We start from the raw sequence: 12,794 nt of genomic DNA, 5'->3' as shown, positions 1-12,794 counted from the left end.
GTGAGCCATGACAGTCGTTGCTGAAATGGAAGTTGAGACTCCGGAAATCAAGTTCGTTGATTTTGACGAGTCGTTTCAGGAAAGACTGGTCGCCTTGCAGGTAAGGGATGAGACCTTCGCCAGAAGAACCGAGGGTCTTATCAAGCCTGAATACTTTGAGAGCCGCGCAGATGCGGCTCTCGTCAGTTTGGCGATCAGCTATTACGACCGCTACAAGAGGCCGCCAAAAGATGTGGCCAACGTAGTTGCCCTGCTGAAAGACGCCATTCGCAGAGGCGTTATTCGCTCGGACATGGTCGAGGAGATTAAAGACAAGATCCGGGTCATCTTCGATGCCGGCATGGATATCGTTTCCTGCCGTGATTTCGCTGTTGATCAGGTCGGCGAGTTTGCCCGTCACCAGGCCATTACTTCCGCGATGCTTGTCGCTTTTGACCAGCTGGAGAAGCACAACACCGTCAAGGTACAGGAGATCTTGGAGAAGGCCTTCAAGGTGGGCCCGCGCCCGAACTCCACCCCATACAGCTATTGGAAAGAGGCTGAAACCCGAACAGAGGTTCGCCGCGCAATGAAGATGGGAGAGATCAAGCCGCGAGGCATCAGCACCGGTATCCCTGGCATCGACAAGCTGCTCTTTCACAAAGGCTTCGGCATCAAAGAGCTCACGGTCTTCATGGCCGGCGCCAAGAAGGGTAAGTCGTTCACGATCTGGGACTTTGCAAAGCTGATTTCGCTGCAGGGTTACAACGTGCTTGGCATCACCCTCGAGGTAAGCACAGAGGTGCTTTCCACTCGTCTTGACGCATCGGTATCAGACACCCCGATTGACGAGATTGAGGGGTCCATCTTTGCCGTGATGGAGGCTATTCGCGCCACTCGAGACCGCAAGTTACCAGGCGAACTCATTCTTCACGAATACCCGTCCGGCTCATTCAGGCCGATGGACTTGCAGGACCTGATCGACAGGTACAAAGCCGACGGCATCAAGTTCGACGCCATCGTCATCGACTACCTGGACATCATGGCTCCTAACCGCTGGGTGCAAAGCGAGACGGAGAACAGTCGGACCATATGGGTTGATTGTCGAGGCATCGCGCAGACGGAGGAGGTCGCCATGATTTCCGCTACCCAGACCAACCGTGAAGGTCATAAGTCGGTGACGGCCAAGGCCGAGCATGCCGCAGAGGACTTCAACAAGATTCGGACCGCTGACTTGGTTATCTCTATCAACGCGACAGAGGAGGAGATGGCCAAGGGCGAGGCTCGAATGTTCTTTGCCGCGTCTCGTAACCAGAAGGGTGAGTTTGCGATCCGGATTAAGCGCGATCTGTCACGGGGTCACGCAATCAAAGAAGTTATTGGCTTCGAGTAAGGAGGTGGGTATGCCCACAAATAAAGACCGCGCAGCCTGGGCTGAGACCGCTCTAGAGGCTTTCATGAGTCAGGTTTATATCGGCCCGGAGAAGAGCCTTGCTCGTCTCCACCCGGGCGATCATCGAGACATGATTGGGGATTTGATTACCGACCTGCTCCATTACGCGACCGAGCAAGGCTTCGACCCGCAAGAAATCCTGGCCGGAGCCCAATCTCTCTACGAGCAGGAGCGCTTGGAAGATGAATAACCAGCACAAGATGATCCGTGGGTACCGCGATTTGACCCAGTTCGAGGTTGACCTGATGAACGAGATCAAGGCGATGGAGGTTCAGGTCATCCGGCTTCATCGCAAGGTCTTGGCCCACATAGAGACTCAAGACCATCTCGAAGCCGCAGCAGCAGCAGCGAGAAAGAATGCCCTTGGAGGCGCGTTCCATATCGCTCCTGAGCCCTCTGGTGACGTTATTGCGCGTCATCGGGTAGCAGAGCCTCGTCGATGGGCTGCAATCGCGAAAACCGACCTGGAGACAGCCTTTATGGCTATGACCAGAGCGGTAGCGCAGCCGGTCCATCCCGAGCTTTTAGAGGGTTAGCTAGTGATGCTGGGTGACACTTTCAAGATCGTCAGCCAGCTGCTCTTAGTCCTGGCGGGGTTCGCCCTGCTAGGTCTATGGAAGATGATCGAGCTGATCATCTGGCTGATAGACATTGTTCGACGGGGTACTCCCCTAGTTTGCTGAACTGACACGCCATGAGACACAAGCCAGATACCGACCTGTCTGAAATTCTGGAGCATATCGACCCAGAGCTGTTCCTTGATTACGAAGGTGTCCGCTTCAAGAGGACGTTTGGTTCGTCTGGGCAGCAGTTGAACATCAAGACCTGCCCAAGATGCGGGGGAAATGGATGGAAAGTCTATCTCAACGCCTCGAGCGGTCTTGGCAACTGCTTCCACGGTGATTGCGCCGGAGAGCCGGGGTTCAACCTGTTCTCTTTCTCTCGCCATCTCTGGGGCACTGATTCGTCAGAGACTATCCGCAGGCTCAAGGATTATGCCCGTGATCAGGGGTGGGTAGCTAAGCGCTCGACCTCTGCCGAGGTTGAAGAGGTGACCGACTTTGACATGCCGGAGAGCATCGAGCTCCCGCACGGCGGCCGCAATCTTCGATACCTTGAGCAGCGCGGTATAGACCGCGATCTCGCCCGATACTTTCACCTCCGATTCTGTCACAAAGGGCAGTACATCTACATCGACGGCGAAGGCCGCAGGATGTGGCAGAACTACGATAACAGGGTCTTGATACCCATTTACGACCTTGATGGTGTGCTTGTGACCTTCCAGGGTCGCCACATCAGTAACGACGCCCCTCGCAAGTACCTCTTCCCGCCCGGACTCCCGGGTTCTGGCCGCTTTCTTTATAACGGCCACAACGTCATTGGCTGCGAAGAGATTGTCATTTGCGAAGGTGCTTTTGACGTCATGGCCACCAAGATCGCGATGGATTCAAAAGTCCATCTCCGCTCCGTCGGTCAGATTGGCACCTTCGGCAAGCACCTCAGCCATGGCGATCATAACGGGCAAGATCAGCTCGGCGCGTTGATCCGGTTAAAGCAGCATGGCTTGAAGTCAGTCGTCTTTATGTGGGACGGCGAGGTGGATGCAATCAAGGCCGCCATCGAGTCGGCCAAGCTTGTTCGCTCAGTCGGGTTGTCCGCCAAGGTTGCTCTCTTGCCCGAGGGTAAAGATCCGAACGAGGTGCCGCCCTCTGTCGTTGTTGATGCCTATGAAAGGGCAATGTCCTGCTCGGACGTGCGACTGCTCCGCGAGTTAATGCGCAGAGCTCGGCTAAGAGAGTCAAAGCCCGAGTGAGAGTATTTATCATGCTGATGTTGAATTTAGAGCTGAACGGAGAACGCTGTGAACCGCCTGCTGAAGGTCTATTACCTACCGAACTATGACGAAACCAGTCACAACATCGCCCTAGTGGTGGGGGCCGACTGCGATGGCCATCAGCGCTGGCTCTGTATGTCAGCGAATGAGTCAACCTCGATCTCTGGTCGGGAGCCCAACTATCTGTTCGCCAAAGAGGTTGTTGGCAGCCAAGAGGAGGCCGAAGCATGGCTTGAGCACTGGCGAAACCGGATTGCCGATATTTCTCGCCTCTACGTCCTGCAGTGTGAAACCACCTTCTCAGTGGTGAAGGATGCGCAGGATTGGTTGGCATCAAGGACCAAGTTCTTCGGCTCTGTCGGCCTGTCCAAGCATATCGCCATGTTTTGCGTTTCCGCCTGTGCTGGCGATGCCCCTATTTCTGAGCTTGCAGAGGAGGTTGTCGCTCGATCCTTCTTTCAAGAGGGGCGGCTCGAGCGCCCCTTAGCTAGGGTTGCCCCCGCCGTGCCGGTGACTCAAGAGGTTAATGACAGTCTTGCCGAGATGCTGGCCATGATCGAGCGGGAGGAGGATGAGGAAGAGCTTGAGCGAATTGTGGATGAAGAGTGTCGCCGCCTGGCTAATCCAGGATGGGGAATGTTTGAGTAAGGGGGTGTGTTGTGAAGAAAACGGTCCATGTGGTCGGCTCCATTCTGCGTGATGCCGACAACGAGCGGAAAAGAAACTATGTGAACCTGATTTTGACGCTAAAGGCCGATGGTGAGCCGGTTCGTCATTATCACCTGATCAACTACGCGGCCAATGCCAATAGCGTCAAGCACCTGTTGAAAATCAGCAGTTCGGAAAGCCGCGAAGAGATGGAGAAGCTCTACTCCGAAAAGAACGAGTCCAAGCTGGCCAGAAACCGGATCACCTATCAGACCATCGACAAGGAGTTCGACCTGGATAGCGACAAGGAATTTGTGGACACCCTGTCCGGAGCCGAAATGAAGGTCTCGATCGCCAAAGCCAAGTCATTCGCAGGAGGACTTCGCTCTCGTGTGGATGAGGTACTGGCCGAACGAGAGGCTCGCAAGTTTGACGAGCGAGAAGAGGACGAGCTCTTTGGCCACCGAGAGGCCGGAGCTGATGAGGAGTCGGCTCGCATATCTGACGACGAACTTCTCGCCAAAGAGGCCTCAACCACATTCGGGAAGGCCACGTCAGAGACGAACAAAAACTGGGGCATGTTTTAAAGCCCGCCACGTCAGTAAATACTAACTGAGGCAATCATGAAACCTGTAACTGTTGAGGTGCTGCCTGTCGATGCCAGTCGTTCCGGCCGTAACACCGTTTATCACCACTGCGATCAGATTGAGCGCAGAACGTCCTATGCCGTCTGCCTCTTCACCATTGACGCGCATGAGAAAGGGAAGCTTCGTCCCGATTCGGAGTGCTATCAGCATATCCAGCGTGGCGAGTGCAGAGCCGTAGGCTTCCGTCAGCAAGAGATCGAAGCGGGCCGAGCTCTCTTCTACCAAGAGCGTCAGATCTCCGTCGTCAAGGTCGAGGACACGCCCCGGGTTGAGATCACAGGCCCGACAAAGCCGGAGTCCGAGAGCTACATGCGCGGCTGGAACGCCGCAGGTCGTCTTCTCTCCGGAGGCACCGGCAAACCCTCTCTCCGCTCTGCGCCTAAACCAGCTCCCAAACCTGCCCCGGTGAGCGCGTCAGAGCGCCTGTTTGGCGTGAAGGAAAGCACCCTGGCGGAAGCCGTCTCTGACGCCGCAGTCGAGGCTGTGATCGGCAAGAAAGAGCCGACTCCTCTCGTTCAGTACGTGGCGAAGCTTATCCGCGGCAGAGATCGCGATCTCTGGCGGCAGGAGATGGGCAAGATCATCAGCAAATTTCGTCTCGACAAAGACGCTCAGACCCGTCTTGTGACCGCCGCAAAGACCCTCGCAGCAACAGCGCATCCCCTAGACAAAGCATCAATTCCCAACATGGAGCCAGCATGAAACACATCTATGAGTCATTCGAGCGTATCGCGGCCGTCAGCGGCAATGCCAAAAACGACCTGCTGACGGAGGAGCTTAAAAACGCCGACGTTCTTTGGGCGATGAAGCGAGCCCTTGATCCGATGCTGACATACGGCATCGGCAAGAAAACAATCAAGGCCGCCATCAAAAAGCTGTCTGGCTTTGGTGACAAGCACATGTCCGTCCAAGAGGCTGAGCTGATCCTCGCCCAGCTGCAGGACAGAACCTTGAAGGGCGGTGCCGCCAAGGCCGAGTTGGCCAGACTCTACTCAACCTATTCAGAGGAGTCATGGCATGTTCTTACCAGGATCATCACAAAAGATGTCCGAGCCGGCATGTCAGGGAAATCGGTAAACCGAGCCCTTGGCAGAGAAGAGATCATCATTTTTGAGGTCAATCTTGCCCACCCCTATGCTGCCAAGCGGGTCAAGAAGTGGCCGGTCAAGATCGAGATCAAACACGATGGCGTTCGGACAATTTGTATCGCTGATCTCTCGGCCAAGACAGCCGTGTTCCTTTCCCGAACCGGCAAGGAGTTCCACGCATTTCGATCCCTGTCGTCGGATGTAATCACCTTCCTGACAGCCGGCCTGAATGTCTCCAGCGGCCTTGTTGTGCTTGATGGGGAGGTCATCACCGGAGACTTCCTGAAAACTGTCAGTGAGGTCAGACGCAAGACTTTCGACGCCAAAGATGCCGAGTACCACGTATTCGAATTTATGACCGAGCGCGAGTTCGTGAAAGGGTGCTCGCTACCTGAAGAGCGCCGTCGAGGTCGGCTTGAGCTGCTGTTCCGTCGTGCTGCCGAAACGCTGGGTGAAGCTGAGATGGACAACCTGGCTGTTAAGCTGATCGAGCAGGAGATCGCCAGCAATGACGAAGAGGTTCGCGCCAAATTCAGAGAGAAATTCTCGATGGGGTTTGAAGGGATCATTGTTAAGCAAACCCACACCTTCTACGAGCGGAGCCGGAACAATGGATACCTCAAACTCAAGGACGAGGTTGAGACTGCGGGCGAGGTCGATCTTAAGGTCATCGGGGTCTACGAAGGTGAGGGCAAATACGAGGGAATGGCCGGCGGCATTATTGTCGATTTTAACGGTGTGGAGGTCCGCATCGGTGGTGGTTTTACCGATAAGCAGAGGGCTGAAATCTGGGCTGACTATACTGGCCGAGTCGTCACCTATACCAGTGTGTCATGGGAGGAAGAACTGGATGAAATGATCACTGTGACCCACACGGTAAAACCCTCCGGGCAAAGCATAATTGGGCGCCTTGTTGAGGTTAAATATCATGAAATAACCAACTACGGCTCCATGCGCCACGGCCGATTCCACAGGTTCAGAGACATCTTGGAAAAAGGAAAATTGGTTTGATAGTTTCCAAGGAAAAAAGATTGCTTCCTTGGTAGTTGCGTAGCGATAAAGGAAGGCACTATTTTCGGTGCCTTCCTTTTTTCATTCATTTGGTTCATTCTATGCGTGTTCATCGCTGGAATTTGCCTAATGATTACGCTTGAAAATCTCTGCGGGAAGCGGAACTTCCCAGAGGAGCTGCATCAGTTCGCCATATGGGATATGGACGCTGACAACGTTGCTCCAATCCATCTCAGTGGGTTCTTTTACAGAGCCAAGTTTTTGGTTTCTCGCGAAGCCGCCAAGGCCGCCGCTGAGGCCATCGCCCGTGACATCTCCAACGCCAATCATCAAGGATTCGTCCACAACGACCGGTTCGAAAACTACCGGATCGCCTCTACGCCAATGCTGTTGGGCGATCTCAGACAGGGGCTTCAAAAGCTGGAGCTCGCTGACCGCCGCTGTGTCTTCTTTTCCCTCATCATGGGGTGGAGCCTTGAGCGCGTGTCCGAGCTTACCTGGCCAGAGGTGAAATCTATCTCCAGTATCATCAGCGATGCCGCGTGGGACGTTCTTGAGAGCCTGCCGCGTCATCTCCGATCAGATCTTGTCTTTTGGCGCGACACCGGTAACGGCGTTGCTCAACTGGCCGACATTCGTTTTAGGGTCGAAATGGCCTTTGGGTGCGACTACGACAAGCTGAGAAGCAAGTTCGCCAGCATGGTCTTTATAGACCCAGAGCTGGCGGCCCAAGAGGTTAGACAGCACTTTGGAGTTCAAGAGATATGAGAAAAGGGAAGATAGTGACGCTGGCCACGCAGAAGGGCGGAACCGGCAAATCTACGATAGCGCTAAACATCGGCCACGCGCTCCATTGCAAGGGCGTTCGCGTCGCCATCGTTGATTCTGACGAGCAAGCCTCCGCGGTCAGTTTCTACGGCCAGAGAAGAATTACTGCCAACGAGTCAGAGCTGGTTGACTTCGATATGGGGTTCCCGGAGGTAGCGAAAATCTCCTCTAACGCTCCGTACCGGAAGCAGCTCGAGCGTATTACCGAGTTTTACGATGTGGTCATCGTGGATACCAAGGGTGAGTTTGACCAGTTCCAGCACGACCTTCTTCGGATGTCAGACTACGTTATTTCGCCTGTTCAGGCTTCCGAGTTTGACCTGGAGCCGACCAAGCTGGTTCGCGATGCGGTGTCTCACGAGAACACCCAGAGAGAGGCTGACGAGCAGCTGGGGCTTTCCTACGTGTTGAGTAAGGTAAACCCCTCTGCCAACTCCACGAAGCATGTGGCTCGACTCATTGGGGACATGGGGTGTCACCTTATGTCGCGTAGCATTCGAACTGCGGACGTCATATCTGCCGTCTCCGCGCTGGGGTTCACCATCCTGGATGCTGCCAAGAATACCTCGATGATTAATCAGGTGATAAACAAGCGACGCCATCCCAGTGAGAGAGCGTCCTTCGACAAAGACCAAGTTTTAGATATTGCTGAAAGCGTGAACCAGATCGCTGATGAACTGATGGAGAGATTGAAATGAACAACGAAGGCCGCACCCTTGATGACCTTTTGAAGAACGATGAGGTTGAGGTCGAACTCAACGCACCGCAGGTCAGCTCTGAAAAAATGGTGTCCTTAAATGCTCAAATCCCAGAGTCGATAATGCGCGATCTGCGAATGATCTCTGCCTACACCGACACCAACATCAAGGATTTGATCGCGAAGGAAATTGGCAGATTCACAAAGCGAGCTAAAAAGAAAATGCTTGAGCAGATGGCAAATAATTAGAGATTTAGCTCTAGTTTCGACTGATAAAAATTACCTCAACAATCAAATGAGTCTTTAACTGATCCGATCTTGATTCAGTCAATCTTTACTGTATTCTCTTAATAGATTGTTGATTTTATTTTGCCACTGATGGTTTTCGCTGGAGTCTAAAAATGCACGATGTTCAAGCACAAGGGGGCCGAATCCCTGCTGATATTCCTTCCGTTCGAGAGTTGATTGAATTAGGTGTGGACCGCAATAATCCTGGCAAGAGTCAGTCAGAGCTGGCTCGGGAAATCGGATTTGCTGCCAATCAAACCTCAATGTTGTCCATGATCAAAAAAGGCACCTCAAGATTAAAACTTGGCCGTGTCGCCAGAACTGCAAAAGCACTAAAACTTGACCCGGTGATCCTGCTGGCTTCTGTTTTGAAGGAGCGCACCGAAGATGAGCCGGAGGCTTGGGAACTGATTCACAAAGTCATCAACGGGACTCACGATGAATCTGAGGAAAAGATCCTGCAGGTTTTTCGAGCGGTGGAGCAAGAGCGAGGCGAGCGTGTTGTTATGACGCCGGAGAAGGAAGCTCGGTTGATGGAGTTCGTCCGCACCCAACTTTTCGTAGATTAATCGCGGAATGTCGCTTTTAGCCCCTCACAGTGTTCGCTATCATTCAGTGAAAGCTGAACACTTTGAGGGGTTAAACATTAATGACTGCTTACACTGGACTGTTGACGCCTGTCTCGGTCATCCGAAATTCGATCTCCGCTATCACGCAAATTCTCGCTGGCCGCAATATCGCGGTTTATCAGCGTGGGCTTGTAGCCTGTGTTTCCTATAGCGAAGCAACCGGCGAGCCCGTATCTGTCACCCTCCCCTATCTTCCTGATGACGCCAGTGACGATCTGATCTTGGCGGTACAGGGCTTCCTCGATCACGAGGTTGGCCATCTTCTGTTTACCGACAACAAGGCTGTGCTTGAGATTGGCCATGACGCCGACTGGCTTCACATGCAGAACGTCCTGGAGGACCCGTTCGTTGAGAAGAATATGCAGAAGGCCTTCCCAGGGTCGAAAGCCACTATCACTCGGCTCCATACCTTCTTTATCGACCGTATTGTCAACGCAAACTACCAAAAGCTGCTCGACAGAGGATCCGTAAACCCTCTCGAATACTTTGGCGTTCTGCTGCCGTGTATCTCCCGTGCCTGGCACCAGTTCGTCACCTTCGACGAGTACATGAAGGACAAGTGGCACCATGTAGAGCCAATCATCAAGAAGCTGCCGGCCGACATATCTGAGAGGGTTTGCGCTGCCAATAGCACCAGCGACAACATCGCCCTCGCTCGCTTCCTCATCGATGCCATCATGCGGGTGCCGGATGATGACGAGCATGATGACACCGGTATGGCCGACAGTGAGTCGTCCGAGCCGGGCTCCGAGCCATCTGGCAAGTCCAGCCCAGGAAGGGGTAAATCGCCCAAGCGCGATGTTCTGATCGACGAGGAGGGTGATTACGAAGAGCCGGAACATGAGCCCTCAACTGACGACATGGACGAGACAGCAGAAGAGGCGCCAGGCGACGAAGATAGCTCTCCTTCATCTGAACCTGCCCCTGCCGGTTTCTCAGAAGACGACGCGGGCGAAACTGATGATTCTGGCGATGATGAAACCGAGGCTGACTTGGAAGAAGACGCCACTGTAGAGACCGACGAGGACGACTCGGAAGAAGAGGCCACTTTTGGCTCTGACGAGTTCGACGACGAGGTTGATGAAACTGCAGAAGGCGACGGCCCGGACGAAGATCTCGATTCGGATGCCAAGATGTCCTCAGCTGGCCGAGAATCTGACGATGTGGATGAGGTTTCTCTCTCCGGTAAGGGCGGCCCTAAAAAGGCAAAGGGCGAAGAGCCCGAAGCGGAGCCTGAGTCGGAAGAGGACAAGGAGCCGGTCTGGACTCCGGGCGAGGGCGAGTCTCTCATGGACTACTCGGTAGGCGACATGGAGACGGCGCTCGAGGGGTCAATAGCGTCCATGGCCTCGGATGCCGCCAAGAAGTCTTCCTATGTCATCTACTCAACGGACAACGACACGATTGAGCCGTTCAAGGTTCACTCGATGGCAGCCCTTGCGGCTAAAGCACTGCCTAAGATTGAGGCGTTGACCAAGCATCAGGTCGGCGTCATGCAGAACAGCCTACAGCGAGCGCTGGTGTCGAAGAACAAGTCGCACTGGCGAACGGCTCAAGAGAGCGGGCGGATAAACACAGCGGCGCTCTCGCGCTTGTTTGTGGGGGATACCAGGGTGTTCCGTCGCAAAGTAGAGCACCGAAGTAAAAGCTTCGATGTCTCCCTGCTGATCGACTGCTCCGGCTCGATGGCTCACGGCTCCGGTACTTTGACGCGCTTCCAGACGGCAATGGTGGCCGCCTACGCAATGGCTGACACCCTTCACCGGATCGGCGTGAACTTCGAGATCTTGGGGTTCACTACAAAATCTCACACCTCCGAATGGAGCGAATCCTGTCACAGGGAGATGCACAAGCATGGGGTCAAATTCGGCCGGATAGATTGGCTCTACATGCCGATCTTCAAATCGTTCGAAGAGCGGTGGGGCCCGAAAGCGATGGAGCGAATAGGTGCTGCGTTCTCGACCGACAACTTCCTGCGAGAAAACGTTGATGGCGAGTGCGTCCAGATTGCCGCTCAAAGGCTTATAGCTCAGCGGTCAGAGGGGAAGATGTTGATAGTCCTCTCGGACGGTGTCCCGGCTTGTCACACCTACGATCACTCCTCTTTGTCTCGCCACTTGTCCAAATCGGTCAAGTCAGCCGAGAAGGCCGGCATCAAGGTGATAGGGGTGGGGATCGATACCGACTCGGTGTCGAGATTCTACGACGACCATATCGTCCTGCGGGATGTGACGAAGCTGCCGACAGAACTTGTTGAGCAGGTGCAGAGAGTGCTGCTCCGGTAATCATCGCAATCAGGGCGATTCGGTCGCCTCCGTTGGTCAGTAAATATTGACTGTTTATCGCCCTGAGATTCGCGTTTAGAATGACAGCGTTGTTTAAGCTAACACTTACTGAACAGAGGGAAACATGACTGATCTCACCGCTATTGCCAATCCAGATGAAAAAATCTCCTGCGCTATCTGTCACGCAAAGGTTCACGCGATCCAGCTCCATCTTCGCGACCACCACCCCGACGTGACCGTTGAGCAATACAAGGCGAACTACCCAGATGCGCCTCTGTTGAGCGAGGCAGCTATCGCTCGCATCAACGCCCGCAACAAGACAAAAGAGGAGCTGACGGCTTCAGCGGAGCTCAGCGCGGCCAGCATGAAGATGGTCGAGACGAAGAACCTGCCTCTCTACGATGTGTTCGAGCTTGGCAAGAAGTGTAAAGGGGCAATGAGAGCGGACGGATCTCCGATCATGGTCGAGGTCGCCGGCTCAACAGAGTGGGATATGCAGATCCCGGATGTGGATGACCGCTATGTCTTCGATGTGGACGTTTTGAAGACGTTGCTGATGGGCATGGTAATGAAGATCCCGACTTATCTCTGGGGCCACGCCGGCACCGGTAAATCGACCATATTCGAGCAGATGTACGCCAGGCTTCATCGACCGATTATTCGGATCCAGCACACCGGCTCAACCGAAGAGGCTCATATTCTCGGCCAGATGGCTGCAGACCCAGAGCGAGGCACCTTCTTCTCGCCCGGGCCCTTGCCGCTTGCGATGAAGTACGGCTGGGGATACCTCGCCGATGAGTACGACTTCTCTTTCCCCCAGGTGCTTGCCGTTTATCAGGCCGTGCTTGAGGGTAAGCCGCTAATCATCAAGGACGCGCCGGCCGACTCTGAGTGGCGGGTTGTTCACCCTCATCCGAACTTCCACTTCATGGCGACTGGGAACACTAACGGATCTGGCGATGACAGCGGCCTGTACCTGGGCACCAACATCCAGAACGCGGCGAACTTCGAGCGCTTTGGCATTGTTCTCCAGATGAAGTACATGCCGGCCAAGCAGGAGGCGGCCGTCGTCTCGTCTCAGGGCAATATTGCGATGCCGGATGCGGAGCGACTCGTCCGCTTTGCCAACCTTGTTCGCGAGGCCTTCGATGCCAAGAAGATTGGCGCCACTCTCGGCCCTCGCGTGTTGATTAATGCCGCCCGAATCGGTGTGGCCAGAGCATCCTTCATGACCGGCCTGCAGCTGTCATTCTTGAACCGACTGACACCTGTTGATAAGGAGACCTGCGCCCAAATCGCAGCGCGGGTTGTCGAAGGATGATCCCCTCCCCTCAGCCCTGGCATCACTGCCAGGGCCAAATTGTCTGCTTCTCTGCCAGCGCCAAGAGCTGCAAGGAGTGCCCTCAA

General features: G+C 54.4%; 14 protein-coding genes. All 14 read left to right on the top strand.

What is annotated here, in order from left to right:
* Positions 1-7: 7 nt before the first annotated feature.
* Complete coding sequence (locus I6L47_RS22185; RefSeq protein WP_107961287.1) at positions 8-1,372, top strand: DnaB-like helicase C-terminal domain-containing protein; 1,365 nt, start codon at positions 8-10, stop codon at positions 1,370-1,372.
* Between the two features lie 10 nt (positions 1,373-1,382).
* Entirely contained in the window at positions 1,383-1,622 is a 240-nt protein-coding gene (locus I6L47_RS22180; RefSeq protein ID WP_139495318.1) for a hypothetical protein, read from the top strand.
* Positions 1,615-1,968 (top strand): hypothetical protein, encoded by a 354-nt coding sequence (locus I6L47_RS22175; protein ID WP_139495317.1) that lies wholly within the window; start codon positions 1,615-1,617, stop codon positions 1,966-1,968. Before I6L47_RS22180 ends, I6L47_RS22175 begins: the two co-directional genes overlap by 8 nt.
* Positions 1,969-2,126: 158 nt before the next feature.
* Complete coding sequence (locus tag I6L47_RS22170; RefSeq protein WP_139495316.1) at positions 2,127-3,245, top strand: toprim domain-containing protein; 1,119 nt, start codon at positions 2,127-2,129, stop codon at positions 3,243-3,245.
* A 48-nt stretch (positions 3,246-3,293) separates the two neighbouring features.
* Positions 3,294-3,914, top strand: coding sequence for a hypothetical protein (locus I6L47_RS22165; protein ID WP_139495315.1), 621 nt, complete (start codon positions 3,294-3,296; stop codon positions 3,912-3,914).
* A gap of 11 nt (positions 3,915-3,925) precedes the next feature.
* On the top strand, positions 3,926-4,501 hold the full coding sequence (locus I6L47_RS22160; protein ID WP_139495314.1) for a hypothetical protein: 576 nt from the start codon (positions 3,926-3,928) through the stop codon (positions 4,499-4,501).
* A 36-nt stretch (positions 4,502-4,537) separates the two neighbouring features.
* Complete coding sequence (locus tag I6L47_RS22155) at positions 4,538-5,263, top strand: hypothetical protein (protein ID WP_139495313.1); 726 nt, start codon at positions 4,538-4,540, stop codon at positions 5,261-5,263.
* Positions 5,260-6,660 carry a hypothetical protein gene (locus I6L47_RS22150; RefSeq protein ID WP_139495312.1) on the top strand — a complete coding sequence of 467 codons (1,401 nt, stop codon included), beginning with the start codon at positions 5,260-5,262 and terminating at the stop codon, positions 6,658-6,660. The genes I6L47_RS22155 and I6L47_RS22150 overlap by 4 nt, the downstream gene beginning before the upstream one ends.
* A 129-nt stretch (positions 6,661-6,789) precedes the next feature.
* A complete protein-coding gene (locus I6L47_RS22145; protein WP_139495311.1) occupies positions 6,790-7,428 on the top strand; it encodes a hypothetical protein in 639 nt (212 codons plus the stop codon).
* On the top strand, positions 7,425-8,186 hold the full coding sequence (locus tag I6L47_RS22140; RefSeq protein ID WP_139495310.1) for a ParA family protein: 762 nt from the start codon (positions 7,425-7,427) through the stop codon (positions 8,184-8,186). Before I6L47_RS22145 ends, I6L47_RS22140 begins: the two co-directional genes overlap by 4 nt.
* Positions 8,183-8,434 carry a hypothetical protein gene (locus I6L47_RS22135; protein ID WP_107961297.1) on the top strand — a complete coding sequence of 84 codons (252 nt, stop codon included), beginning with the start codon at positions 8,183-8,185 and terminating at the stop codon, positions 8,432-8,434. The genes I6L47_RS22140 and I6L47_RS22135 overlap by 4 nt, the downstream gene beginning before the upstream one ends.
* Before the next feature lie 152 nt (positions 8,435-8,586).
* On the top strand, positions 8,587-9,042 hold the full coding sequence (locus I6L47_RS22130) for a helix-turn-helix domain-containing protein (RefSeq protein WP_107961298.1): 456 nt from the start codon (positions 8,587-8,589) through the stop codon (positions 9,040-9,042).
* An 80-nt stretch (positions 9,043-9,122) separates the two neighbouring features.
* Positions 9,123-11,387, top strand: a complete 2,265-nt coding sequence (locus I6L47_RS22125) for a hypothetical protein (protein WP_216949401.1) — start codon at positions 9,123-9,125, stop codon at positions 11,385-11,387.
* A 124-nt stretch (positions 11,388-11,511) separates the two neighbouring features.
* Entirely contained in the window at positions 11,512-12,708 is a 1,197-nt protein-coding gene (locus I6L47_RS22120) for a MoxR family ATPase (RefSeq protein WP_139495308.1), read from the top strand.
* Positions 12,709-12,794: the final 86 nt, after the last annotated feature.

The organism is Aeromonas sp. FDAARGOS 1417 (genome assembly GCF_019046985.1).
Taxonomy (GTDB): domain Bacteria; phylum Pseudomonadota; class Gammaproteobacteria; order Enterobacterales; family Aeromonadaceae; genus Aeromonas; species Aeromonas veronii.
This window is presented reverse-complemented; position numbering and strand designations above follow the sequence as displayed.